This window comes from Staphylococcus sp. HMSC070D05, assembly GCF_001815595.1.
Taxonomy (GTDB): domain Bacteria; phylum Bacillota; class Bacilli; order Staphylococcales; family Staphylococcaceae; genus Staphylococcus; species Staphylococcus hominis.
Genome location: NZ_KV821090.1, coordinates 95,402 through 120,515, shown reverse-complemented (window position 1 = coordinate 120,515; position 25,114 = coordinate 95,402). Strand labels below are relative to the sequence as shown.

Genomic DNA, 25,114 nt, shown 5'->3' with positions numbered 1-25,114 from the left:
CTATCTCTCCTCTGTAATGATTTTAGTCAATTTCTTTGCTGTCGGTCTCATTTCACCCATATTAAAAGTTGGGGACGTGTTAATTTCAGTATTTAAATGATTAAAGTGATTTAGATATTGTTCCTGAGCCTTTGTAGCCTCTTCAATCGTTGACCACTTAAATCGAATTAAATCTCCTGGCTTAAATTGAGCAATTTTATTTAAATCCAGTTGAGTGACTGTAGCGATTTTCGTATAGCCACCTATAGTTTGTTTATCATTTAATAAGATAATAGGATTACCATCATTTGGGACTTGAATACTTCCTAAAGCAACAGGTTCTGAAATAATATCTGCTCCAGTTTTAGGTGGAATACGCTCACCATTAAGACGATACCCCATTCTATCAGATTTTTCAGAAACTTTATATTCCATATTAACGAGATTATTTATACTTTCCTTTGAAAATGCTTCGATTTGTGGACCTTTAATAATATGTATTATATTATCTTCGGGTATAGCATTGTAAACTGTTGTTTTACCCAAGTTTTGTTTGAAAGATGGATTTTCTTTTAAGCATATCAAATCACCTTTTGATAATGGTCTCCCTTTGTAACCACCAATTTTACTTCTAGTATGTGTCGAATAACTTTCTGCTATTGGTTGAATATCTAAAGGATGGCCAAAGAAAATATAACCACGAGCACCTGCAGTAACTGCTCCAATGTTCAAAATATCACCTTTGCATGCATAAATTACAGTATTAATATCAACTGTCTTTTCATTTAATTTTGCGTTTACATATGCTCCTGTCAAAATAAATGTATTATCTTTATTAAATCGAAGTGTTGGACCGATAATAGTGTATTCAAGGCTGGGTCCATTATTACCAATTAAAGACTTACCAATTAAATAACTGTATAAATCCATAGCACCAGCACTTGAAAAACCTAGGTGTTGAAAACCAAATCTTCCTTCATCTTGAACAGTTGTGAACATACCAGGTTGTATAATACTAATCGACATGATTTAACACCCACTTTTCTTTATTAAATTGATTTTCTGCTATTTCACTTTGGATGTCGTTAAATGTATTTTCATCAATAGAATAAAACTTAATATAATTTCCCGCTTGATATAAAGACATTTCATCGTCATTGATATCAAATACTTTTAATGGTGTTCTTCCAATAATTTGCCAGCCACCTGGTGAATCAGAAGGATATAAACCAGTTTGATTATTTGCTATTCCTACTGAACCTGCTTCAATTTTAACCCTAGGTTCATCTCGACGTGGAGTATGTAAACGAGAATCCAACCCGCCTAAAAATGGAAAACCAGGCATAAATCCTAACATGTAAACGAGATATTCATTTTGAGTATGGATTTGAATGACTTCATCAGTAGTTAGTTTGTTATGTTTAGCTACATATGGTAAATCAGGTCCGACTTCTGAATTATATAATACTGGAATATGTATAATCGTTTTATCTGAAATATCTTTAGCATGTTCACCATTTAACTGTTTTAAATCTAATATATCTATTAATTGCTTAAAATTAAACTTTTTATTATCAAAATTTATCATAATTGCTCTATATGACGGTATCACATCTTTGATACCGTCTATTCTTTTAGCGTGTATATGTTTAGTAACGGATTCAACATCTCTGTAATTACTTTCAGATATTTCTTCTTTAAAATAAAGTGCAATTGATTGTTCATTAATAATCTTTATTTCCAAAGATGATGGTCCTCCTTCAAGTATAAATAACGTATTTCATTCTATATATTAGTAATATAAAATATCCACGTATTCATAGTAGTTTAATATGTCTTTCAAATAGACAATAATAAAAGAAGGTGAGTAATGCATTAATGTAATCGCTTACTCCCTTTCAATACAAGATATCTATATAATTTGTCTACATTGTTATTTAAGCATATATTTATATTTTTGTCATGTAAAAGTTCTAAAAATTAAATGAATGTACTTGCTTATATCTAATTTATAGTTAAATAACTGTAAATATTTAACTATAAAAAAATCCAAAAATCAAAATGATTTTTGGATTTTTTGTTACTTAATATCAATGATTTTAACTTTCATTTCTCCACCATTTGGAAGTGGAACACGGACTTCATCATTTAAACTTTTACCAATAAGTGCTTTTGCCATTGGAGATTCATTTGAAATTTTTCCTTTAAACGCATCTGCTTCTGCAGATCCAACAATTTGATAGCTTTCTTCTTCATCACCAGGTAATTCCACAAACGTAACAGTTTTACCAATTTGAATAACATTATTATCACCGTTGTCTTCAATAATCAAAGCATATCTAAGCATGTGCTCAATACGTTGAATATCTTGCTCAATAAAACCTTGTTCATCTTTAGCAGCATCGTATTCTGAGTTCTCAGATAAGTCACCAAAAGATCTAGCAACTTTGATTTTTTCTACTACTTCAGGACGTTTAACTGTTTTAAGTTCTTCCAATTCTTGTTCTAATTTTTCATAACCTTCCTGTGTCATTGGATATTGTTTTTGATTTTCCATAAGTTCATCTTCCTTTTCAACAAGTTAATTTAATTTTGATAAATACATACTATTCGTTAATGCTTCCCAACAAGCGTTTGTATTTTTGTTGTCATTATATCAATCGCCACTTTATTACTTCCACCTTCTGGAATAATAATATCAGCATATTTTTTTGTTGGTTCTATAAATTGATTATGCATAGGTCGGACAACATTTAAATATTGGTTAATAACTGATTCCATTGAGCGCCCTCGCTCTTTTGTATCACGTACAAGTCTTCTTAAAATACGTAAATCTGCATCAGTATCAACATATATTTTAACATCCATCATATCACGTAATGTTTTATTTTCCAAAGCAAATATACCCTCTATGATAATAACATCTTTAGGTTCAAATGCAATTGTTTCATCACTTCTAGTATGATTTTTATAATCATATGTTGGCACTTCAACCGCTTGACCATTACGCAAATCTTTTAAATTACTAATAAGTAAATCATTATCAAATGCAAAAGGATGGTCATAGTTAGTTTCAAGTCGTTCTTCAAATGTTAAGTGAGATTGATCTTTATAATAATAATCTTGAGCAAGTAAAGCAACACTATGGCCTTCTAAGTTTTTCATTATTTCATTTGTAACAGTTGTTTTTCCTGATCCTGAACCGCCAGCGATTCCGATGATTGTTGTCTGTGTCATTAGCCAATTTCCTTTCTCATCATATTATTAGGGTAAATAGGATGATCCACTTTAATTTGAACAATTTGAAGAGGATGACGTGCTGCATCAAGGTGATTTCCTTCTTCATCATAAATGACATCAATAACCTGTTTAAATGATTTAATTTCAGGTCCAAAAAATTCAATTTCTTGGCCTGGTTTAAAGTGATTTCTTTGTTGTATTGTAGCAATATGCGTTGCTTCGTCATAATCTAAAACTAATCCACAAAAATCATATGGTGACTTTTTACTTTGTTGAACGCCAAACATTTGCTCTTCATATCCAGGCGTTCCCTCAAAGAAAGCAGGTGCTGTATCTCGATTAGCACATTTATCTAATTCAATTAACCACTCTGGTTTAATTTTAAAATTATCTGGATCTTCTGCATATGCATCAATAACCTTACGATAAACTGATACTACTGTAGCAATATAATGAATAGATTTCATTCGCCCTTCAATTTTTAAAGAATCTATACCAATATCCATCATTTGAGGAATGGACTCAATTAATTTTAAATCTTTTGGGCTCATAGCAAAAGGCACAACTTCACCATCTTGATAAAATAAATCTAATTCTCCCTCTTCATCAACAGCTAGTAAATCATAATCCCAACGACAACTTTGACAACAACCGCCTCTGTTAGAGTCTCGTGCTGTCATGTGATTACTTAAAGTACATCTACCTGAATAAGCAATGCACATTGCACCATGAATAAAGGCTTCTATTTCGATATCAACATTGTCTTTCATTTCTTTCATTTCCATAGCGCCTGTTTCACGAGCTAATACTACTCGATCAAGTCCTTCTTCTTTCCAGTATTCCACAGCTTTGTAATTAGAAAGAGATTGTTGTGTTGAAAGATGAATTTCTAATTTAGGAGCCACTTTCTTACATGTTTCAATAATAAGTGGATCTGCTACAATAATTCCTGTTGCACCTGTAGCTTCTAATTGACGTAAATAATCTTCTAAACCGTCTATATTTTCATCATGAGCGATAATATTAGTCGTAACATAAATTTTTGCACCATAACGGTTTGCAAATTCAACGCCTTCTTTAATTTCTTCCATAGTAAAGTTATCAGCGTTAGAACGTAACCCGTATTCTTGTCCACCTAAAAATACAGCATCAGCGCCATAGTGAACCGCAATCTTTAACTTCTCTAAGTTTCCAGCAGGCGCTAATAATTCAGGTTTTTTTATTTTTCTTTTAGTATTTAGTTCAATTTCATTTAACGTCTTCATACTGGCGCCTCCCTTAATATACTGTTTGTTTATATAAGAACCCTTCATCAAATGGACGATGTTCAGGTTGAATTTCTTCTATTGGATCAATTAACATAAATTTTTCATCTTCATAAGCTTCTGGATCTTCATGATATAAGTCAATGGCTTCTCTATATTGTGCTGTAACAGTATTAATGTATGATTCACTATGTAAGATACCATCAATTTTAAATGAATCAATATTTGCTTCAAAGAATGGCTCTAATTCTTCAATTAAACAGATATCATTAGGAGACATAATATGCGTACCATTGTAATCTTCAAAAACAGGATATTTATTTTCTCTTTCTTCATCATATAATAATAAATCCTGCTCATTCTCACTACGTTGGATTTTCATTTGTCTATCTTGAAAAGTGTAATAATTACCCAATAACATACGTTTAGATTGGAACATACAAGTCATACCGTGAACCTGAACTTCAACTTCAACCTTTGCATGTTTTTTAATATTTAAAATTTCATCTAGGTTTAATTCACGTGCTAATACAGCTCTTTTAGCGCCTTTTTCACCCCAGTAATTACATTGGAAGTAATTCGTAACAATTGTTTCTGCATCCCAATTTAATGGTATCGGATTATCTTGTTTTTTAACATACATCACGACAGCAGGATCACCAAAAATAATTCTATCCACTCTTATGTCATGTAAAAATTCAATATAGTTTTCTAAGGCATTTAAATGATAATTATGAAAAATACCATTAACTGCCACATATACTTTTTTATCATGTTCGTGTGCTAAATTAACTGCTTTTCGAACATCTTCACGATTAAATTCTCCAGGTAATCTCAATCCAAATTTTTGCTCTCCAATCACAAATGCATCAGCACCGATTTCTATCAATGTTTTCATATGATTTAAAGTTTTTGGAGTGACAAGTAATTCAGTCATATTCATTCTCCTTTAATAGATATGGCTAAACCATCATCCATATTTAAAAAATTTGTTTTATAGTTCTTTTGTTTCATAAGCCAAGTATTATATTTTTGTACCTTTTTTACCATTTGCTTAACATTTCTTGATCGTACGATATCTATATCAGATACAAATCCATGATACAAAACATTATCAGTAATAACTAAGCCACCTTTTTTTAATAACGGTGTATAGTATTCAAAAAATTTTTGAGATTGCGCTTTAGCTGCATCGATAAATATCATATCATATAAATGATTGCTCACTTTATCGTACTGTGATAGCGCATCGCCCTCTATCAGACGAATTTGATTTTCGTATTCAAATTTTTTAAAATTAAATTTTGCTTGTTTTATCATATTCTCATTACGTTCAATAGTAGTAATAGAAATATCTGGTGAAACAGAAGCAAATTGCATCGAACTATATCCAATAGCAGTTCCAATCTCCAAAATATTTTTCGAATGATGAATTCTAATTAATTGTTTTATCATCTCTAAAGTTAATTTATCCACTATAGGAACAGCGTGTTCTTCTGCATAAACTCTTAGGTCTTCAATATTATTATTTAACTGTTCATGAAGATTTAATAAATAGGATTGATTTGATTCCACTTCTATAACTTCCCTTTTAATATCAATAGGCATAAAAATAAATCAGTCAACTAATATTACATTTTTTAAAATAAAATAATAAACCTACTTTATGTTTTAATGTATAAATATAGTAACTGACTGTATATTTAAAAATTTATGCTTACAGTAATTTAACTTTAAATATTTTATCATAATTCTAAATTAAATTTAAGTCTGAAATGTTAAAAATCTCTAACCAAAGTGAATTGATTAGAGATTTATTATTGACAAAAGACTGTTTAGTCTTCCATATTTGTATTTACAACTTCTTCAATCATATCCCATTCTTCATCTGTTTCAATAGGAACAAGTTTACCACCATCACCAGATTCATCTGGTTCATTAATCATTGGAATGAGCTCAATCATATCATCATCATCAGATTGAGCACCTTCCTCAGCTAAAATAACATACTCTTTTTTAAATTCTGGATGATAAAATTCTAGCATTTTTCGATATAAAACTTCATTTCCATTTTCATCGAATAACGTTAATAATTCTTCTTCATTACTAATATTTAATTCTGTATCGTGATTATGTTCAGTCATAATGAGATTCTCCTTTATTGAATTGAATCTAAATAGCCTTGCAGTATGAAAACTGCTGCCATTTTATCAATTACTTTTTTTCTTTTTTGTCTTGAGACATCAGCTTCTAATAATGAGCGCTCAGCAGCCATGGTACTTAAACGTTCATCCCACATTATAATTTCAATATTTGGTAAAGCCTCTTGAAGCAATTCTTTGTATTTAAGGGAGGCTTCTCCACGAAAACCAATAGAATTATTCATGTTTTTCGGTAATCCTATGACTACTGAACCAACATTATTGTCTTTTATGATTGAAACCAGTCTATCAATACCAAATTCTTCATTTTCTTCATTTATTCTTAGAGTGTCTAGTCCTTGAGCAGTCCAGCCCATCAAATCACTAATTGCGATACCTACAGTTCTACTACCTACATCTAATCCTAAAATTTTATGACTTAACATTTATTTATTATTCTCTTTTAAGTAGTTTGAAACGAGTTCTTCCATAATTACATCTCTATCAATGTGTCGTATTTGATTACGTGCATCATTTTGACGAGGAATGTAGGCAGGATCTCCTGAAAGTAAATAGCCGACAATTTGATTTACAGCATTGTAGCCTCGTTCTTCTAGAGTCTGATGTACATTTTTTAAAACTGTTTGGACATTTTCTTTTGGAATTTCATCATAATCGAATTTCATAGTTTTATCAATATTTTCCATAGATGCGACACTCCTCTGACATGTATTAACTTACATATTGATTTTACACCAGTTGATTAAAAAGTTATAGGTTTTTAATATAATCTTTAATAAAGCGTAATGATTCTGAGATGTTTTCAGGTTGTGTGCCGCCACCTTGTGCCATATCTGGACGACCGCCACCTTTTCCTCCTACAATTGGAGCCATGTTTTTAATGATATCTCCGGCTTTAATCTGACTTGTAAACTCTTTAGGTACAGCGGCAATTAACGAAACCTTTTCACCAACATGACCTGCTAAAATAATAATTGTATCTTGTTGTTTTGATTTAAAATCATCCATTGTTTGACGGATTTCTTTTGGATTAGATACTTCTACCTCTGTAGCTAATACTTTAAATCCATTAATCATTTCTACTTGATCCTCTATATTACCCATTTTAAGTGAAGTAATTTCCTTATTACGTTGCTCTAATTGCTTATTCAATTGTTTTTCATTTTCTTGAATTTGAATAACTTTATCATAAACTTGTTTATCTGATTTTACTTTAAGTTGTTCTTTGACAGAATTAAATTTATTTTGAATATCTTCAAAATATAAAAATGCAGATTTACCGGTAAGTGCCTCAATACGTCTAACACCTGCACCTGTACCTGATTCGCTTACAATTTTAAACAACCCTATTTCAGCCGTATTATCTACATGAATACCACCACATAATTCAATTGAAAATGGAGCCATGTTAACTACTCTTACAATATCACCGTATTTTTCACCAAACAGAGCCATAGCACCCATTTCTTTAGCTTCTTGAATAGGCATTTCTTGAATATGAACTGAAATTCCTCTCCAAATTTCTTCATTTACTCTTCTTTCAACTTGATCAATCTCTTCTTCAGTCATTGGACCAAAGTGAGAAAAGTCAAATCTTAATCGTTCACTTTCAACGAGTGAACCCGCTTGATTAACATGTTCACCTAAAATCTCTTTTAATGCAGCATGTAGTAAGTGAGTGGCACTATGATTTTTTTGTATATCTTTACGTTCTTCTTTATTTACAGTTGCATCTACATGACTATTTACACTTACTTGTCCAAATTGAACTATACCTTGGTGTAAATTTTGTCCGTTTGGTGCCTTTGTAACTTCTTGAACGGCTATTTCGAACTGATCATTTCCTACTGTTCCTTTATCTGCAACTTGTCCACCACTTACTGCATAAAATGGTGTTTCTTTTAAGATAAAGTAAACTGTTTCTCCAGCTTCAGCAGATGTAACAGTTTTACCGTTATAAATTAAATCAGTTAAAATTGTTTGATATTCTGTTGTTTCATACCCAACAAATTGACTTTCAGTATTAATGTTTTTTAAAACATCACTTTGAACTTGCATAGATTGTGAACTTTGTCTAGCTTCTCTCGCTCTAGTACGTTGTTGTTCCATTTCAGCTTCAAATGTTGCCATGTCGACTGTAATACCTTCTTGACTTGCTAGTTCTTCAGTTAACTCAATTGGGAATCCATACGTATCATATAATTTAAACGCATCAGAACCATTAATCTGATGTGTAGATTCTTTTGCTTGCGTAATGAGTTGATTTAATATAGATACACCCTCTTGAAGTGTTTCATGGAAACGTTCTTCTTCAGATTTAATAACACGTTTAATAAAATCCGATTTTTCTTTTACATTTGGATAATATGGCTCCATAATATCAGCAACGATATCAACCAATTTGTACATAAATGGCTCATTAATGCCAAGCGTTTGACTAAAACGTACGGCACGACGTAAGAGACGACGTAAAACATAACCACGACCTTCATTTGCAGGTAAAGCGCCATCAGAGATTGCGAATGAGATTGTTCTAATATGATCAGCGATAACTTTAAATGCTACATCTTGTTCGTTATTTTCAAGATATTTTTTTCCTGATATATGCTCTACTTCTTCAATAATTGGCATAAATAAATCTGTTTCATAATTGGTACGAACATTTTGGGAAATAGACGTCATACGTTCTAATCCCATGCCGGTATCAATATTTTTATTTGGAAGTGGCGTATAAGTATGATCCTTATTATGATTGTATTCACTAAATACTAAGTTCCATACTTCTAAATATCTCTCATTTTCACCGCCAGGATACATTTCTTCTGCTGGATCATTTTGACCATATGCTTCACCACGATCATAGAAAATTTCGGTGTTAGGTCCTGATGGTCCTTCTCCAATATCCCAGAAATTCCCCTCAATTCTAATAATACGACTTTCTTCTAAGCCAATATCTTCATGCCATAAACGATAGGCTTCAACATCTTCTGGATGAATTGTTACATATAGCTTTTCTGGTTCCATTCCCATCCATTTGTCACTAGTTAAAAATTCCCAAGCAAATTCAATTGCTTCTTTTTTAAAATAGTCACCAATTGAGAAGTTTCCAAGCATTTCAAAGAAAGTATGGTGACGCGCAGTAAAACCTACGTTTTCAATATCATTTGTTCTGATTGCTTTTTGAGAGTTAACTATTCTAGGCTTTTTAGGTGTTTCTCGTCCATCAAAGTATTTTTTTAAAGTTGCAACACCAGAGTTTATCCAAAGTAACGAATCATCATCAATAGGCACAAGTGGTGCAGATGGTTCTACCATATGACCTTTTTCAACAAAGAAATCAATATATTTTTGACGTATATCACTTGCTTTAAGTTTTTTCATTTTTTCACTCCTAATATAATTAATACATTTATAAATAAAAAAACGTTCATCCAACAAAGGGACGAACGTTTTCGCGGTACCACCCTAGTTACAAGAAATAAATACTTTTGAAATATATTTAATTTCTCATCACTTCATTATCATATTAACGATAACACAAAGTAGCGTTCAACAAATTAACTTGTACTTTTCACCGACCAGTACATCTCTACTTAAGTTAAAAAGTTTACTCGTCTTTATGCGAATTCAAATTTATTTTAAGTATTTTTGTTTAAATTGTCAATGTTCAACAAAGTCGTAAGGTGAAACATTTCCCATATTAATCATTGGATTAATTTGATAAATTGTGTCTTCACTTAAAGTAATGTGTTCACTTGCATTATTATCATCTATATTTATCTGTTCATCATTCTCTTCTACGTCTATATTAACCTGACTCATACCAAAATAACTTATAATTAGTGTTTTTAATTGTGTATGTCTTTCTTGACCTTGTGTATTTAAGGCAATGTCAAATGCCTTTGAATCTCCTAATAGTACTAAAGATTGTTTTGCACGTGTCAGACCTGTATATAAAATTGGTCTTTGCAACATTCTAAAATATTGTTTGACAATAGGCATAATAACAATAGGAAATTCTGACCCTTGTGATTTATGTATTGAGGTGCAATAAGCATGTGTGAGTTCTAATAAATCTTGTCTAGTAAATGTAATTTCATTTCCTTCAAAATCGACAATCAGTACATCTTTATTAAGTGCATTTTCTTTAGCCCAGAATATACCTACTATGACGCCAATATCACCATTAAAAATATTGTCATTGGGTCGATTGACTAGTTGTAAAACTTTGTCTCCTTTTCTAAATTTTATATCGCCAAACTCTACTTCTCTTGTATCTTTTTCTTTAGGATTTAAAATATTTTGTAACACTTGATTAAGTCTTTTTATTCCTGCACTTCCTTTGTACATAGGGGCTAAAACTTGAATATCACTCATATCATATCCTTTGTTTACAGCGCTAGATACTACTTTCTCCACTACAGTTGGAATTTGTTCTACATTACAATGAATAAAACTTCTGTCATGATAACGTTTTGTAATATCTATTGGCTCATGATGTTTCATGCGATGAGCTAAGTCAATAATGCTAGAACCATCTTGTTGGCGATAAACTTCAGTTAAATTAACTCTTGGAAATGCTTTAGACTCAATTAAATCTTTAAATACTTGGCCAGGACCGACAGATGGTAATTGATCTTCATCGCCTACTAGAATGATTTGTGCATCTAGTGGAACGGCACTTAAAAATTGATGGAACAACCAAGTATCAACCATTGACATTTCATCAATTATAATCAGCTTAGCTTTAATTTCATTCTCAAGACTATCTTCTGGTTGAGTATCTTGATTCCATCCTATTAATCGATGAATCGTCATTGCTTCTAAGCCAGTTGATTCTTGTAAACGCTTTGATGCTCTTCCAGTTGGGGCGGTTAATACGATTGGATAATCATCTTCTTGATAATCAGAATACTTAAGAGATAGACCATGAATTTCAGCATATAATTCTACAATCCCTTTAATAACAGTTGTTTTACCTGTCCCTGGCCCTCCAGTCAGTAACATTATTTTCGAATTAATCGCCGTTTCAAGTGCTTCTTGTTGTGATTTAGCATAATTAACATTATTTTGATCTTCTATTTCACCAATATGTATCTGTAAATCTGATTGCTCTATTATTTTAAAGTGATTTTTGTATGTTTTGATACGATACAAATTTTGAACACTTTTAAGTTCTGAATAGTATAAACTTGGAATCGCAACATGACTATTCTCTAAAATAATTTTCTTTTCTTCAAAAAGTGTTTGTAGTACATGTTTTAATTGTTGTTGTTCAATTGTTTCATCTAAATGTTTATCTGAAAGCATATCTTCTGTAATTTCTAATACAGCATTTTCATCTAAATACGTATGCCCCTGTTTTATACATTCTTCTTCAAGAGTATATAATAATCCAGCTTTTAAACGTTCTGAATCGTTATAAGCAATACCATTATTTCTAGCTAATGTATCAGCTTTTTGAAAACCAATACCTTTTACATCATAAACTAATTGGTATGGATTGTTTTCTAAAACTTTTAAAGTCTCTGATTGATAAAATTGATAAATCGCCATGGATAATTTTGGACCAAAACCTAAGTCATGTAAGCGAATCATTATTTTTTCTGACTCTTGATTTGCACTAATCTGTTCTGCAATCTGTTTTTGTTTTGATTTTGCTAAACTAGGAACATTTTCAAGAACAGAAGGATCAGTTAAAATATCATTTATTGCATTTTCTCCTAATGTATTTACAATATTCTGAGCAGTCTTTTTACCAATACCTTTAAATAAGTCACTAGATAAATAACTTATAATGGCATCTTTAGTTTGAGGCAATTCTTTTTCAAATGTTTCAGCTTTAAGTTGTTTACCATAACGAGGATGTTGAACAATTTGTCCTTTAAATGTATAGACATCTCCTTCAACAATATTAGGAAAAAACCCTACAACTGTAGGCAGATTATCAAATGATTCATTAGTTTCAATGGAATCTACTTTTAAAACAGTATAAAAGTTATCTTTATTTTGAAATAAAATAGTATCAACTGTTCCTTTAACCATTGAGTAATCAAATAGTGTAGGGTTTGACATATTATTCCTCCTCATTTTTTAGAGATTTAAAAGTTTGTTTAGCATGCTGACTTAATAAATGTTTAGGATCAATTTGAATTGCTTTATCAAAATACTGAATTGCTTTATCAGCATCCTCAGTTTCCATATACGTTGCAAGACCTAAATTATATAATGCATCTACATGATTAGGATGAATAGATAAAACGTAGTTTAATTGTTTAATGGCTTCTTGAAACATTTCTAAATGACATAATGTTAAACCATATTGAAATTGAACTTCTGTGTCCAAAGTTTGATCTAATTCAGCAGCAGTCATAAAAAAGGGTAATGCTTCTCTTTGCGCATCTAGTTGGCTAAAAGACATACCAATCATATAATTAGTATCAACGGGATTCATACTATATTTTAAAGCTCGTTGATAAAGTTTTATCGCTTCTTGAAAACGCGATTGTTCATAATATAGATTAGCTAAATTATAGTAAACAGCGCCATTTTTGTCATCTAATGTTATTGCTTTTTGAAAAAATCTTTCTGCTTTCTCAATCTCACCAACATCAGCTAAAACGATACCAGCATTAATATAATTTTCAATAATATTAGGATTCTCTTCAATGTTATTAAATAATGCTTTAATGGCTTCTTCATAATTACCATTATTCATCCACTGATATATTGTTTCTTGTTCAATCATTTCCATGTCTCCATTTCTAACATAAATTTACAATTAAAAAGAAACCGCTAATTCTCATTTACAATGAGTTAACGGTTTACTAAAAATTAAACAACATAGCTAAGTTGACCTGTTGTTTTATATACATCATCTATAGTAGCGCCACCTAAACAAACTTCTCCATTATAGAATACCACTGCTTGGCCTGGTGTAATAGCTCGAACGGGTTCGTCGAAAGTAACTCGAATAGATTGTTCATCTTCTTTTTGAACAAATACTTTAGTGTCTTTTTGACGATATCTAAATTTAGCAGTACATTCAAATCCATTTTCTAAATCAACTGGATTAACAAATGATACGTCCGAAGCAATTAAATAATCACTATATAATGCATCATGATGGAAGCCTTGCTCGACATACAAAATATTATCTTCAAGATTTTTACCAACAACAAACCATGGATCTCCATCTCCTCCAATACCTAGTCCATGACGTTGGCCAATAGTATAGTACATTAAACCACTGTGTATACCCTTTTTTTTACCGTTAAGTGTTCTCATCTCACCAGATTGTGCCGGTAAATATTGAGAAAGAAATGATTTAAAATTACGTTCCCCAATAAAGCAAATACCTGTAGAATCTTTTTTCTTAGCTGTTGCTAAGTCTTGTTCTTCAGCGATTTTACGAACTTCTTTTTTTTCTAAGTCTCCAATAGGAAACATGACTTTAGATAATTGTTCTTGAGATAATTGATTTAAAAAGTATGTTTGATCCTTATTATTATCTACTCCACGTAACATTTCTACGTGACCATCTTCATGTCTATGGATTCGTGCATAATGACCAGTAGCCACATAATCGGCTCCTAATTTCAATGCATGTTCTAAAAATGCTTTAAATTTAATTTCTTTATTACACATGACGTCTGGATTAGGAGTACGACCTTTTTTATATTCATCTAAGAAATATGTGAATACTTTATCCCAATATTCTTTTTCAAAATTCACAGCATAATATGGTATACCAATTTGATTACATACTGCTATGACATCATTATAATCTTCTGTAGCTGTACATACCCCATTTTCATCTGTGCCGTCCCAGTTTTTCATGAAGATGCCAATGACATCATATCCTTGTTCTTTTAAAAGATATGCTGTAACTGAACTATCTACCCCTCCAGACATACCAACTACAACACGTATATCTTTATTTGACAAATTCTATTCCTCCTTAAATTTATGATATATTTTATGAATTTCAGCAACAATATATTTTATATCTTGTTCGTTTGTGATTTCATTAAAACTAAATCTGACTGAATGTTTTGCACGATCGTCATCTTCATACATCGCAGCAAGTACATGTGACGGAGTTGTTGAGCCAGCTGTACATGCAGAACCAGACGAAACATAAATATTTGCTAAATCTAATAAAGTTAACATTGTTTCTACATCTATAAATGGAAAATATAAATTAAGTATATGGCCAGTCGTTTCTACCATTGAGCCGTTGACTTCAAATGGAATTGCACGTTCTTGCAAACTTACTAAAAAAAGTTCTTTTAGTTGCATTAAATGAATATTATTTTGATCTCGATTTTTAGTAGCTATTTCTAGAGCTTTTGTCATTCCAACTATTTGTGGAACACTTTCCGTTCCAGCACGACGTTTGGTTTCTTGTTCGCCGCCTAATTGAGAATACTCGATTGGTGTATTGTTTTTTACTAATAAAATACCTACACCTTTAGGTCCACCAAATTTATGAGCAGTAATACTCATGGTATCAATATTAAACTCATTAAATTTAATATCTAAATGGCTAATTGCTTGGACTGCATCCACATGTAATAGAGCATTTGAATTAGAAACAATGTTTTCGATATCGTAAATAGGTTCTACTGTGCCCACTTCATTATTGACAAACATAATAGATACTAAGATAGTATCATCTGTTAAAGCTTCTTCCAATTGACCCAAATCAACTTTACCTGTATCATCTACGTCTAAATATGTGACTTCATAGCCTTCTTTCTCTAGTTGCTCGAATACGTGTAATACAGAATGATGTTCAATTTTTGTAGTAATAATATGATTACCTAAATGCTCATTAGCATAGACTAAACCTTTAATAGCAGTATTATTTGATTCTGTAGCACCACTAGTAAAAATAACTTCGCTCGGTTTAGCACCTAGTAATTGAGCAACATTTCTTCTAGATTCATCTAAATAGCGTCTAGCATCTCTACCTACTGAGTGAATAGAAGATGGATTGCCGTAGTGTGATTGATATATATCCATCATTGCTTCTATAACTTCTGGTTTGACTGGTGTAGTTGCAGCATAATCTGCATATACTTCCATTATTAAGTACACTCCTCACAATATTATCAATGTTCCTATAATAGCACCTCATTCTAAAATTTTCTACCTTCTTGTTTATGAATTAATATATTAACTATTTTTCTTTCAATAATCATTTTAAGTATGAGCAATTTAATAACTGTAATTGTTTTAAGTTGTTAAACTATTAGGTAATAAAGATAAAAAGGAGAAATAGTCTATGTCTGATATAAAATTTTCTGCATTAAATTTAGTTCCTATACGAGAAGGTCAAACTGATAAAGATGCAATAAATGATATGGTGGTTTTAGCTCAGAAATTAGATGAATTAGATTATGAGCGTTATTGGATTGCAGAACATCATAATGCGCCTAATTTAGTAAGCTCAGCTACATCATTGTTAATACAACATACACTTGAACATACTCATAATATTAAAGTTGGTTCAGGTGGCATCATGCTTCCAAACCATGCACCTTTAGTTGTTGCTGAGCAATTTGGTACCTTAGAAACTATTTATCCCAATCGTGTAGATTTAGGATTAGGTAGAGCACCTGGTACTGATATGATGACAGCAAGTGCATTGAGACGAGATCAACATAATGGCGTGTATGCTTTCCCTGAAGAAGTAGAACAATTACAAACTTATTTTGGTCCAGGAAATAAACAAGCTTATGTAAGAGCTTATCCTGCAGTAGATAAAAATGTACCGTTATATATACTCGGTTCATCAACTGACTCAGCACATTTAGCAGCTAGAAAAGGTCTACCCTATGTTTTTGCAGGTCATTTTGCACCACAGCAAATGAAAGAAGCAATTGAAATTTATCACGACTTATTTGAACCATCTGAAGCATTAGATAAACCATACATGATTGTATGTTTAAATGCTATCGTGACAGAAACTGATAAAGAAGCAGAATATTTAGCTAGTTCTTTAGCACAAGTATTCATTAGTATTGCTCGTGGAAAAATGCAACCAGTTCAACCACCGACTGATGATTTAAAAGGTCTTTTAACACCAAGAGAGTATGAAATGGCAAAACAAAGATTTGAGGATTCTCTTATTGGTTCTGAAGAAACTGTAAAAGCTAAATTAGAAGCATTTTTAGAAGAATATGGTGATATTGATGAAATAATGGCCGTAAGCTATATTTATGACCAAGATAGACAATTTGAATCATATGAGCGTTTTAAACGAGTAATTCAAAAATTAAATAAGTAATATTGATTAAAACCTGTTGAATATAAATAAATTGTCAACAGGTTTTAAATTTTTCATAAAAAAAGAGTGATGGCTAAAATCATCACTCACAATTTTAATTATTTATTATCTTTTTTGTCGTCTTTACCGTCGTTATTTCCACCAGTATATTCATTAATTTTATCTTTTACTTTATTCACTTGTTCGTTATCGCTATTTTTAAATTTCTCTGCTGCATCTTTTGCTTTATCCATGAATCCCATATTGAAATTCTCCTTTCGAATTTAAGCACTTAATTTTTAATAAGTAATTTTTACTTATATTAATCCAATACCACAGTAAAAAAGTTTTAAACATAATTCATTTAAATTTTTAAATGTAAAACATATAACCATCTAAATCATTATCTGATTCTACAAAATCAGCTAAATATTTTAATGTTGTATTATCTAAAACTTCTCTAACAGCATCTCTCATTCGCAACCATAATTCTTTTTGTGCTGGGGGTTCAGAATCTATACTTTCTACAATAGTAATAGGTCCTTCTAATAAGCGAATAATATCGCCAGCTGAAATTTCTTCAGATGGGACTCTTAATTGATATCCACCCTTAGCGCCACGAATACTTCGAATTAATCCAGCATTTCTTAAAGGACCCACGAGTTGTTCTAAATATAAATCACTTAAATGATTTTCTTCAGCAATTGTTTTTAATGATACACACCCCTGCCCCTCTCTTTTTGCTAGGGAAATCATTAAAGTTAACCCATATCTTCCTTTCGTTGATATTTTCATAGTTTTACCTCACTTAATTCGAATAATATAGTCCCATTCTATCATTTTTTCAGTTAATATAGTAATAGAAAGGTGTGAAAAAATTGAATACAGAACCTTTAGCTTCAAGAATGAGGCCTACAAATATAAATGAAATTATTTCACAACAACATCTAGTTGGTCCAAGAGGCATTATAAGACGTATGGTAGAAACTAAAAAATTATCTTCTATGATTTTTTATGGACCTCCTGGAATTGGCAAAACCAGTATTGCTAAAGCCATAGCTGGCAGTACTGAATATAAATTTAGACAATTAAATGCAGTAACTAATACAAAAAAAGATATGCAAATGATAGTGGAAGAAGCTAAAATGTCAGGACAAGTCATTTTATTGTTAGATGAGATTCACCGCTTAGATAAAGCAAAACAAGATTTTCTATTACCACATTTAGAAAATGGTAAAATTATTTTAATTGGTGCTACAACTTCTAACCCTTACCATGCAATTAATCCAGCGATTCGCTCGCGTGTACAAATTTTCGAATTATATCCACTTGATGAAAAGGATGTATATCAAGCATTAACTAGAGCATTAAACGATGATCAAAATGGTTTAAAATTGTATCAACCAAAAATTGATGAAGATGCACTAAAATATTTCTCAACTCAAAGTCATGGTGATGTAAGAAGCGCTTTAAATGCTTTGGAATTAGCAGTATTAAGTGCTAAAGTATCCAATAATCAACGTCATGTTACTTTAGAGGATGCGAAAGATTGTTTACAAAAAGGGGCTTTTATCAGTGATAAAGATGGCGACATGCATTATGATGTCATGAGTGCATTTCAAAAATCTATTCGTGGAAGTGACGTTAATGCTGCTTTACATTATTTAGCAAGATTAATCGAAGCAGGTGATCTTCCAACCATCATACGACGTTTACTCGTCATTAGTTATGAAGATATTGGTTTAGCTTCTCCAAGTGCTGGTCAAAGAACACTAGCAGCTATTCAATCAGCTGAACGACTCGGATTGCCTGAAGCACGGATTCCTCTAAGTCAGGCAGTAATTGAATTATCACTATCCCCTAAGTCTAATTCAGCTATAAAAGCAATTGATAGTGCATTAAGTGATATCAGAAAAGGTAAAATTGGTCAAATACCTAATCATCTACGTGATGGTCACTATCAAGGAGCAAGAGACTTAGGCCGATCTATCGGTTATAAATATCCCCACGATTATGAGAATGGTTATATTAAACAGCAATATTTACCTGATGCTTTAAAAAATAAAATATATTATGAACCCAAAACAACGTCTAAAAGTGAACAACAGTTTAAAATAGTGTATGATAATTTAAATCATAAAAACTAATAAAAACCTATGGAAAAGATGACAATACTTCTTTCATCTCTTCCATAGGTTTTTATTAATTATTACCTTTATCTTTAATTCTACGTACAGGAATATCTTTTAAAATATCATTTACGACATAACTAGCACAAATTAAACCTACTGTACTTGGTACAAATGCATTCGATGATGGAGGCATTTGACCTTTTCGATTTATTGCATTTGCATCTCCAACTGTTTTCTTAACATCTTCACGAATAACTATTGGACTCTCATCTGAAAAAACGACAGGAACGCCTTTTTTTATTCCAAATTTTTTCAATTTATTGCGAATAATTTTTGCCATTGGATCCATATATGTTTTTGAAATATCAGCAATTTTGAAACGTGTCGGATCAATTTTATTCGCAGCGCCCATACTTGAAATCAACTTGATTCCTCTATTTAAACACTCTTTCATTAAATGAACTTTGTATATAATCGTATCACTTGCATCGATAAAATAATCAATATTGTAATTATTAAAAATGTCTTTATATGTCTCTTCAGTATAAAACATATGAAGAGGAGTAACTTTACAATCTGGATTGATGAGTTTAATTCGTTCTTCCATTAATGTTACTTTACTTTGACCTATGGTAGTAGTTAATGCATGAATTTGACGGTTTACATTAGTGATATCAACGTCATCTTTATCAATAAGAATAATGTGACCAATGTTAGTTCTTGCTAAAGCTTCAGCAGCAAATGAACCAACTCCACCTACCCCTAAGACCGCTACAGTCTTATCTTTTAGTAAATCTAGTCCTTCTTGTCCATAGGCTAATTCATTTCTAGAAAATTGATGTTTCATAATTAACTCCTTTACTTAGCAAATGTTAATACTATATTAACAGAAAAAAGCAAAAAAAAATACGTAAGGCCAAAAGCCTTACGTACCGATAGAGTCCGTAGTTGCCGTAGTTATAAAAAGCTTGATCATTCGGCCTGCTATATACAGGTGGGTGCCCTGTTTCTTGTTTTGCAAGTCCTCCAAATGAGGCGTGTGCGCTGCAAGAAAACCTATTGGGCTCCCTGATCAAAAAGTGTTAGGCCCAAATAAAAAGCAAACATACGAACAACACAGATGACTATCTTATAGACATATTTTATCATAAAGAGTTTATTAAATAAATCCTTAAATATTGTACGAGGATAATTTATCATTTAAAAATTATCAAATTCATAAGTTTACATAATATAATTATTGTTATTTAATGTTTAAGGTGGTTTCTACAAAAAATTGGGACAGAAATTCAATTCCGTCCCAATTTAGCGCTAAATTATTCTATTTTAAAATTGAAGATTAATGACGAATTCTTAATGATAATTCTTCTAATTGTTTATCTGATACTTCACTTGGTGCATCTGTTAATAAGCAAGTTGCAGAAGCAGTTTTAGGGAAAGCAATGGTATCACGTAAATTAGTTCTATTTGTAAGTAACATAACTAATCTATCTAGACCTAAAGCGATACCTCCATGTGGTGGTGCGCCGTATTTAAAAGCATCTAATAAGAAACCGAATTGCTCTCTAGCTTGTTCTTTAGTAAATCCTAAAACTTCAAACATTTTTTCTTGTAATTCTCCATCAGAGATTCTTATTGATCCACCGCCTAATTCGTATCCATTTAATACAACGTCATAAGCGTTTGCTTGAACTTTTTCGGGTTCAGAGTCTAGTTTAGCAATATCTTCTTCTTTAGGTGATGTAAACGGATGATGCGCAGCAACATAACGTTTAGCATCTTCGTCATATTCTAATAAAGGCCAATCTGTTACCCATAAGAAGTTTAATTTTGATTCATCAATTAATTTTAATTCTTTTGCAATTTTAATTCGAAGTGCACCTAAACTTTGTGCCACAACATTTGGCTTATCTGCAACAAACATTACTAAATCTCCAGGTTTAGCACCTGTTAATTCTTTTAATGTGTTAACATTTTCTTCTTCAAAGAATCTTGCTATCGGACCACTTAAGCCTTCATCTACAACTTTCACCCAAGCTAGACCCTTAGCACCATAGATATTTACAAATTCTGTTAATCCATCCATATCTTTACGTGTATAGTTATCTGCAGCACCTTCAGCAACGATTGCTTTAACTTCTCCGTCGTGTTCTACAGTATCTTTAAACACTTTGAAATCCATTTCTTTTCCTAATTGAGACACATCTTGCAATTCCATACCAAAACGTGTATCTGGTTTATCAGAACCATATCGTTTCATTGCTTCATCATATGTCATACGAGGGAATGGTGTTTGGATATCAATACCTTTTACATCTTTTACAACTTTAGAAAGCATTTCCTCGCCCATTTGAATAATATCTTCTTGATCAACAAAACTCATTTCGATATCTACTTGTGTAAATTCTGGTTGACGATCAGCACGTAAATCCTCATCACGGAAACATTTTACAATTTGATAGTATTTATCAAAACCACTAATCATCAATAATTGTTTAAATAACTGTGGTGATTGTGGTAAAGCGTAAAATTCTCCTTCATGTACACGAGATGGCACTAAATAGTCTCTCGCACCTTCTGGTGTAGATTTTGTTAATACAGGTGTTTCAATATCAAAGAAGCCATTATTATCAAGATATTGACGAATTGAACGAGTCGTTTGATGTCTCATTTTGAATGTTTGAGCTAATTCTGGTCTTCTTAAATCTAAATAGCGATATTTAAGACGAATATTTTCATCAACACTTTGATTTTCTTCATTAATTGAAAATGGAGGTGTCGCTGATTTATTAATTATACGAATATTAGATACTTGAACTTCTACTTGCCCCGTTTTAATTTTTGGATTAACTGTTTCTGGGTCTCTTTTAGTTACTGAACCTTCAACTTCGACCACATATTCTGATCTTACAGTTTCAGCAATAGATAGAGCTTCTTTTGAAAAATCTGGATTGAATACAATTTGTACAATCCCTTCTCTATCACGTAAATCAACAAAAATAAGGCCTCCTAAATCACGTCGGTTATGAATCCAACCTTTTAGTGTTACTTTCTGACCTAATAATTCTTCAGTTACTAAACCACAGTATGTTGTTCTTTTACCCATTATTTATTCTCCTTTTCTTTATTAAAGAAACTAACTACTTCATCTAATTGAATTGTTTTTGTTTCACCTGTAGACATTTCTTTAACATCAATTTTATTATTTTCTAGCTCTTGGTCACCTATTACAATCGTATATTTAGCATTTAAACGATCAGCTTGCTTCATTTGTCCCTTAATTTTTCGATTTAAGTAATCTTTATCAGCTTTCACGCCATGTTTTCTTAAATCATTTAAAAGTTTCACGCTATATTGTTCTGCTTTTTTACCCATCGTTACGACAAATAAATCGAAATCTTCATCCACATTCAATTCTATGTCTTCTTCTTCAAGTGCAAGAAGTAATCGTTCAATACTAAGGGCAAAACCTATTCCTGTTTGCTTAGGACCATCTAATAACTCAAGAAGTCCATTATAACGACCACCACCACATAGTGTAGTAATAGCACCGTCATAATTTGGATTATCCATCATGAGTTCAAATGCAGTATGAGTATAATAATCAAGTCCACGCACTAAATTAGGATCTTCAACATAATTGATATCTAGTTGATCTAAATAATGTTTAACCGCTTCATAATATGCCTTTGAGTCATCATTTAAGTAATCTGTAATTCTTGGAGCATTTTTAACTGCTTCTTTGTCTCTATCAATCTTACAATCTAAGATTCTCATTGGATTTGTATGCAAACGTGATTGACAATCATTACAGAATGTATCAATGACAGGTTCAAAATGCTTAATTAATGCTTCATTATATTCTTTACGAGATGCTTGATCTCCTATACTATTAATCACTAGCTTTAGATGTTTTAAACCAAATGATTCATATATATGCATTACCATTGCTAATACTTCTGCATCAATACTTGGATTTTCTGCTCCTATTGCTTCTACACCAAATTGATTAAATTGTCGATAACGTCCTTTTTGTTTTCGTTCGTATCTAAACATTGGTCCATTATAGTAAAGCTTAATAGGTTGATTAGGTTCACCTTGCATTTTATTTTCAATATATGATCGCACTACGGCTGCAGTTCCTTCAGGTCTTAATGTAATACTTCTATCGCCTTTGTCTTTAAACGTATACATCTCTTTTTGAACTACATCAGTAGAATCTCCTACACCTCTAGCAAATAAGTCAGTACTTTCAAATATTGGTGTACGGATCTCTTTATAATTGTATAATTTCATCAATTCATCTAATTTATTTTCAATATATCGCCATTTTGCAGACTCTTGAGGTAAAATATCTTGCGTTCCTCTAGGAATCTTAATCATACAATCACTCCTTCTAAATTGTTGTTAACTATTAAATGTCTTTAATAAAAAAGTCCCTTATATAGCTTCATGCTATATAAGGGACGATATGCCGTGTTGCCACCCTAATTGAGAATAAAAAATATTCTCCACTCATCACGTGTAACGTACGCAAACCGGCTTTATTTTATCAAAGCACCTTTTCTTGTGTTCAAAGATACCAATGTACTAGTATAATCTTTCAGCCTAGGATTACTTCTCTTCACAATCAATATGATTGTTCACTATTTCATTAGTCTTTTCAAGAATACAAACGGTATTATTTATAAAGTTCACTAATCATGATACCGATTTTAGGAAAAGTTTGCAAGTATTATGAAGCAAAATATTGTTTTAATCCATCTACGACCGCTTCTTCTACCACCTGTCTATGTAATTGATTTCTAATCATTTTTTCATCAGTAGGATTACTTATATAGCCTAATTCAAGTAACACAGCTGGTTTATTCGTTTGTCTTAAAACTTGATAATTTTGTTGACGAACACCACGATTAGAAAGTAATGACTTTTTTTGAATATTTGCATTTATTATTTCTGCTAATGTTTCTTGACTATTTTGATACCAATATACAGTAGCACCATTAGCATTATGACTATCTAATGAGTCATTATGAATACTTATAAATACATCACCTGTCGCTTTTCTATTATCTAAGCTTACATAACTATCATCAGTTCTTGTCAATTTAACCTGCGCTCCTGCTTTTTCTAATGCACGTTTTAATTCAAGTGCTGTTTTCAAAGTATAGTTTTTTTCGAGAGATTTAAGAGACGTGGAACTTGAGGCTCCCTGATCACTACCTCCATGACCAGGATCAAGTACCACCGTTTTATTCTTAAAAGGATTTTCCTGTTTACTGACATCGGCTTTAATATTCAAACTCGTATGCCAACCAGCAACCCATCCTTTTTTATCTCCTTTAGCATTTTGGACTTCAATCCATTTTCCTGAAGTTTTTAATTTTTTAAAACTATCTCCCTTTTCTACTTTATATATCACCGGATATCCTGCATTAGGCCCTGTTCTTATTTCAGCATCTTCCGTTATTGTTAGTCTATTACTATCTTGGTCATTATGATTCATAAACATAAATAATAATATTATAAAAAGAATAAATAATGACACTACTACTAACGTCAACATATTTTTTAGATCATGTTTAGTTAACCATGTATCTAATTTACTCATATTACTTTGCCATCCTGACTTTCATATATAATCGTTACGGGACCATCATTAATAATTTCTACTTCCATATCTGTCCCAAATTCACCAGTTTGAACCTCAATATCATACTTTTGAAGTTCAGAGTTAAACTTATTGTATAACATTTTGGCATCTTCAGGTCGCATGGATTGTGAGAAACCTGGTCTATTACCTTTTTTAACTTCTGCATAAAGTGTAAATTGAGAAATAGATAAAATCGCACCATTAATTTGTTGAATATTTAAATTTAATTTTCCGTTATCATCTTCAAACAAACGTGCGTTAACAATTTTCTTAGCTAATACTTCTATATCAGCTTCCGTCGAATTTTTCCCAACACCTACTAATAAACAATAACCTTTTTCAATTTGGTTATGAATAGAATTATTAGTGACAGATGCTCGTTTTACTCTTTGTACAACTATTTTCATATC

24 protein-coding genes and 1 other RNA gene are annotated in these 25,114 nt (G+C 31.5%); 2 read left to right on the top strand and 23 right to left on the bottom strand.

Annotated elements, in window-relative coordinates:
- The 15 genes from HMPREF3046_RS00920 to HMPREF3046_RS00850 form a co-directional block, all read right to left on the bottom strand.
- Positions 1 to 1,005: a 5-oxoprolinase subunit C family protein gene (locus HMPREF3046_RS00920; RefSeq protein ID WP_070715667.1), complete on the bottom strand. Its 1,005-nt coding sequence runs from the start codon at positions 1,003 to 1,005 to the stop codon at positions 1 to 3.
- The gene (gene pxpB / locus HMPREF3046_RS00915) at positions 995 to 1,723 is read right to left on the bottom strand and encodes a 5-oxoprolinase subunit PxpB (protein ID WP_070715665.1); all 729 of its coding nucleotides are present in this window, start codon (positions 1,721 to 1,723) and stop codon (positions 995 to 997) included. Before pxpB ends, HMPREF3046_RS00920 begins: the two co-directional genes overlap by 11 nt.
- Positions 1,724 to 2,059: 336 nt before the next feature.
- Entirely contained in the window at positions 2,060 to 2,536 is a 477-nt protein-coding gene (gene greA, locus HMPREF3046_RS00910; protein ID WP_070715662.1) for a transcription elongation factor GreA, read from the bottom strand.
- Between the two features lie 56 nt (positions 2,537 to 2,592).
- Positions 2,593 to 3,216, bottom strand: a complete 624-nt coding sequence (gene udk, locus HMPREF3046_RS00905; protein WP_070715659.1) for a uridine kinase — start codon at positions 3,214 to 3,216, stop codon at positions 2,593 to 2,595.
- Positions 3,216 to 4,484: a peptidase U32 family protein gene (locus tag HMPREF3046_RS00900; RefSeq protein WP_070715657.1), complete on the bottom strand. Its 1,269-nt coding sequence runs from the start codon at positions 4,482 to 4,484 to the stop codon at positions 3,216 to 3,218. The genes udk and HMPREF3046_RS00900 overlap by 1 nt, the downstream gene beginning before the upstream one ends.
- 13 nt (positions 4,485 to 4,497) lie before the next feature.
- The gene (locus tag HMPREF3046_RS00895; RefSeq protein ID WP_070715656.1) at positions 4,498 to 5,421 is read right to left on the bottom strand and encodes a peptidase U32 family protein; all 924 of its coding nucleotides are present in this window, start codon (positions 5,419 to 5,421) and stop codon (positions 4,498 to 4,500) included.
- Positions 5,422 to 5,423: 2 nt separating this feature from the next.
- Positions 5,424 to 6,059 carry an O-methyltransferase gene (locus HMPREF3046_RS00890; protein WP_070715655.1) on the bottom strand — a complete coding sequence of 212 codons (636 nt, stop codon included), beginning with the start codon at positions 6,057 to 6,059 and terminating at the stop codon, positions 5,424 to 5,426.
- Between the two features lie 260 nt (positions 6,060 to 6,319).
- Positions 6,320 to 6,628 (bottom strand): DUF1292 domain-containing protein, encoded by a 309-nt coding sequence (locus tag HMPREF3046_RS00885; protein ID WP_070715652.1) that lies wholly within the window; start codon positions 6,626 to 6,628, stop codon positions 6,320 to 6,322.
- Between the two features lie 14 nt (positions 6,629 to 6,642).
- Positions 6,643 to 7,071 carry a Holliday junction resolvase RuvX gene (ruvX, locus tag HMPREF3046_RS00880; RefSeq protein ID WP_017176179.1) on the bottom strand — a complete coding sequence of 143 codons (429 nt, stop codon included), beginning with the start codon at positions 7,069 to 7,071 and terminating at the stop codon, positions 6,643 to 6,645.
- The gene (locus HMPREF3046_RS00875) at positions 7,072 to 7,332 is read right to left on the bottom strand and encodes an IreB family regulatory phosphoprotein (protein ID WP_002448947.1); all 261 of its coding nucleotides are present in this window, start codon (positions 7,330 to 7,332) and stop codon (positions 7,072 to 7,074) included.
- A gap of 64 nt (positions 7,333 to 7,396) precedes the next feature.
- Entirely contained in the window at positions 7,397 to 10,027 is a 2,631-nt protein-coding gene (gene alaS, locus HMPREF3046_RS00870; RefSeq protein WP_070715650.1) for an alanine--tRNA ligase, read from the bottom strand.
- 279 nt (positions 10,028 to 10,306) lie between these two features.
- Positions 10,307 to 12,721, bottom strand: a complete 2,415-nt coding sequence (locus tag HMPREF3046_RS00865) for an SF1B family DNA helicase RecD2 (protein ID WP_070715648.1) — start codon at positions 12,719 to 12,721, stop codon at positions 10,307 to 10,309.
- Between the two features lies 1 nt (position 12,722).
- Complete coding sequence (locus HMPREF3046_RS00860) at positions 12,723 to 13,394, bottom strand: tetratricopeptide repeat protein (RefSeq protein ID WP_070715645.1); 672 nt, start codon at positions 13,392 to 13,394, stop codon at positions 12,723 to 12,725.
- 86 nt (positions 13,395 to 13,480) lie between these two features.
- On the bottom strand, positions 13,481 to 14,593 hold the full coding sequence (mnmA, locus tag HMPREF3046_RS00855) for a tRNA 2-thiouridine(34) synthase MnmA (RefSeq protein WP_070715644.1): 1,113 nt from the start codon (positions 14,591 to 14,593) through the stop codon (positions 13,481 to 13,483).
- 3 nt (positions 14,594 to 14,596) lie between these two features.
- Positions 14,597 to 15,736, bottom strand: a complete 1,140-nt coding sequence (locus HMPREF3046_RS00850) for a cysteine desulfurase family protein (protein ID WP_070715642.1) — start codon at positions 15,734 to 15,736, stop codon at positions 14,597 to 14,599.
- Positions 15,737 to 15,935: 199 nt separating this feature from the next.
- Between HMPREF3046_RS00850 and HMPREF3046_RS00845 the strand changes: the two genes are divergently transcribed.
- Entirely contained in the window at positions 15,936 to 16,940 is a 1,005-nt protein-coding gene (locus tag HMPREF3046_RS00845; protein WP_070715640.1) for an LLM class flavin-dependent oxidoreductase, read from the top strand.
- 98 nt (positions 16,941 to 17,038) lie between these two features.
- Here the strand turns inward: HMPREF3046_RS00845 and HMPREF3046_RS11170 are convergent, their stop codons facing one another.
- Both HMPREF3046_RS11170 and cymR read right to left on the bottom strand, forming a co-directional pair.
- On the bottom strand, positions 17,039 to 17,182 hold the full coding sequence (locus HMPREF3046_RS11170; RefSeq protein WP_141755509.1) for an SAS049 family protein: 144 nt from the start codon (positions 17,180 to 17,182) through the stop codon (positions 17,039 to 17,041).
- Between the two features lie 109 nt (positions 17,183 to 17,291).
- Positions 17,292 to 17,714 carry a cysteine metabolism transcriptional regulator CymR gene (gene cymR, locus HMPREF3046_RS00840; protein ID WP_002448977.1) on the bottom strand — a complete coding sequence of 141 codons (423 nt, stop codon included), beginning with the start codon at positions 17,712 to 17,714 and terminating at the stop codon, positions 17,292 to 17,294.
- 83 nt (positions 17,715 to 17,797) lie between these two features.
- Between cymR and HMPREF3046_RS00835 the strand changes: the two genes are divergently transcribed.
- Complete coding sequence (locus tag HMPREF3046_RS00835) at positions 17,798 to 19,066, top strand: replication-associated recombination protein A (protein ID WP_002448955.1); 1,269 nt, start codon at positions 17,798 to 17,800, stop codon at positions 19,064 to 19,066.
- Positions 19,067 to 19,121: 55 nt separating this feature from the next.
- Here the strand turns inward: HMPREF3046_RS00835 and HMPREF3046_RS00830 are convergent, their stop codons facing one another.
- From HMPREF3046_RS00830 to dtd, 6 genes are all read right to left on the bottom strand, one after another.
- Complete coding sequence (locus HMPREF3046_RS00830) at positions 19,122 to 19,898, bottom strand: tRNA threonylcarbamoyladenosine dehydratase (RefSeq protein ID WP_002487991.1); 777 nt, start codon at positions 19,896 to 19,898, stop codon at positions 19,122 to 19,124.
- 88 nt (positions 19,899 to 19,986) lie between these two features.
- Positions 19,987 to 20,177: non-coding RNA, 6S RNA (gene ssrS, locus HMPREF3046_RS00825), on the bottom strand.
- Positions 20,178 to 20,390: 213 nt separating this feature from the next.
- The gene (gene aspS, locus HMPREF3046_RS00820) at positions 20,391 to 22,157 is read right to left on the bottom strand and encodes an aspartate--tRNA ligase (RefSeq protein ID WP_070715638.1); all 1,767 of its coding nucleotides are present in this window, start codon (positions 22,155 to 22,157) and stop codon (positions 20,391 to 20,393) included.
- Positions 22,157 to 23,434: a histidine--tRNA ligase gene (gene hisS / locus HMPREF3046_RS00815; RefSeq protein WP_070715637.1), complete on the bottom strand. Its 1,278-nt coding sequence runs from the start codon at positions 23,432 to 23,434 to the stop codon at positions 22,157 to 22,159. The genes aspS and hisS overlap by 1 nt, the downstream gene beginning before the upstream one ends.
- A gap of 352 nt (positions 23,435 to 23,786) precedes the next feature.
- Positions 23,787 to 24,662, bottom strand: coding sequence for an N-acetylmuramoyl-L-alanine amidase family protein (locus tag HMPREF3046_RS00810; RefSeq protein WP_070715636.1), 876 nt, complete (start codon positions 24,660 to 24,662; stop codon positions 23,787 to 23,789).
- A complete protein-coding gene (dtd, locus tag HMPREF3046_RS00805; protein ID WP_070715634.1) occupies positions 24,659 to 25,111 on the bottom strand; it encodes a D-aminoacyl-tRNA deacylase in 453 nt (150 codons plus the stop codon). Before dtd ends, HMPREF3046_RS00810 begins: the two co-directional genes overlap by 4 nt.
- Positions 25,112 to 25,114 lie beyond the last annotated feature (3 nt).

Bases quoted from the DNA above. Each gene is read 5' to 3' on its own strand.
- ruvX (WP_017176179.1), bottom strand. From the start codon at position 7,071: ATGTTAAGTCATAAAATTTTAGGATTAGATGTAGGTAGTAGAACTGTA.
- HMPREF3046_RS00885 (WP_070715652.1), bottom strand. From the start codon at position 6,628: ATGACTGAACATAATCACGATACAGAATTAAATATTAGTAATGAAGAA.
- HMPREF3046_RS00900 (WP_070715657.1), bottom strand. From the start codon at position 4,484: ATGAAGACGTTAAATGAAATTGAACTAAATACTAAAAGAAAAATAAAA.
- aspS (WP_070715638.1), bottom strand. From the start codon at position 22,157: ATGGGTAAAAGAACAACATACTGTGGTTTAGTAACTGAAGAATTATTA.
- hisS (WP_070715637.1), bottom strand. From the start codon at position 23,434: ATGATTAAGATTCCTAGAGGAACGCAAGATATTTTACCTCAAGAGTCT.
- HMPREF3046_RS00920 (WP_070715667.1), bottom strand. From the start codon at position 1,005: ATGTCGATTAGTATTATACAACCTGGTATGTTCACAACTGTTCAAGAT.
- HMPREF3046_RS00860 (WP_070715645.1), bottom strand. From the start codon at position 13,394: ATGATTGAACAAGAAACAATATATCAGTGGATGAATAATGGTAATTAT.
- HMPREF3046_RS11170 (WP_141755509.1), bottom strand. From the start codon at position 17,182: ATGGGATTCATGGATAAAGCAAAAGATGCAGCAGAGAAATTTAAAAAT.
- HMPREF3046_RS00830 (WP_002487991.1), bottom strand. From the start codon at position 19,898: ATGAAACATCAATTTTCTAGAAATGAATTAGCCTATGGACAAGAAGGA.
- HMPREF3046_RS00810 (WP_070715636.1), bottom strand. From the start codon at position 24,662: ATGAGTAAATTAGATACATGGTTAACTAAACATGATCTAAAAAATATG.
- HMPREF3046_RS00875 (WP_002448947.1), bottom strand. From the start codon at position 7,332: ATGGAAAATATTGATAAAACTATGAAATTCGATTATGATGAAATTCCA.
- cymR (WP_002448977.1), bottom strand. From the start codon at position 17,714: ATGAAAATATCAACGAAAGGAAGATATGGGTTAACTTTAATGATTTCC.
- HMPREF3046_RS00850 (WP_070715642.1), bottom strand. From the start codon at position 15,736: ATGGAAGTATATGCAGATTATGCTGCAACTACACCAGTCAAACCAGAA.
- HMPREF3046_RS00865 (WP_070715648.1), bottom strand. From the start codon at position 12,721: ATGTCAAACCCTACACTATTTGATTACTCAATGGTTAAAGGAACAGTT.
- HMPREF3046_RS00845 (WP_070715640.1), top strand. From the start codon at position 15,936: ATGTCTGATATAAAATTTTCTGCATTAAATTTAGTTCCTATACGAGAA.
- HMPREF3046_RS00895 (WP_070715656.1), bottom strand. From the start codon at position 5,421: ATGACTGAATTACTTGTCACTCCAAAAACTTTAAATCATATGAAAACA.
- dtd (WP_070715634.1), bottom strand. From the start codon at position 25,111: ATGAAAATAGTTGTACAAAGAGTAAAACGAGCATCTGTCACTAATAAT.
- greA (WP_070715662.1), bottom strand. From the start codon at position 2,536: ATGGAAAATCAAAAACAATATCCAATGACACAGGAAGGTTATGAAAAA.
- alaS (WP_070715650.1), bottom strand. From the start codon at position 10,027: ATGAAAAAACTTAAAGCAAGTGATATACGTCAAAAATATATTGATTTC.
- udk (WP_070715659.1), bottom strand. From the start codon at position 3,216: ATGACACAGACAACAATCATCGGAATCGCTGGCGGTTCAGGATCAGGA.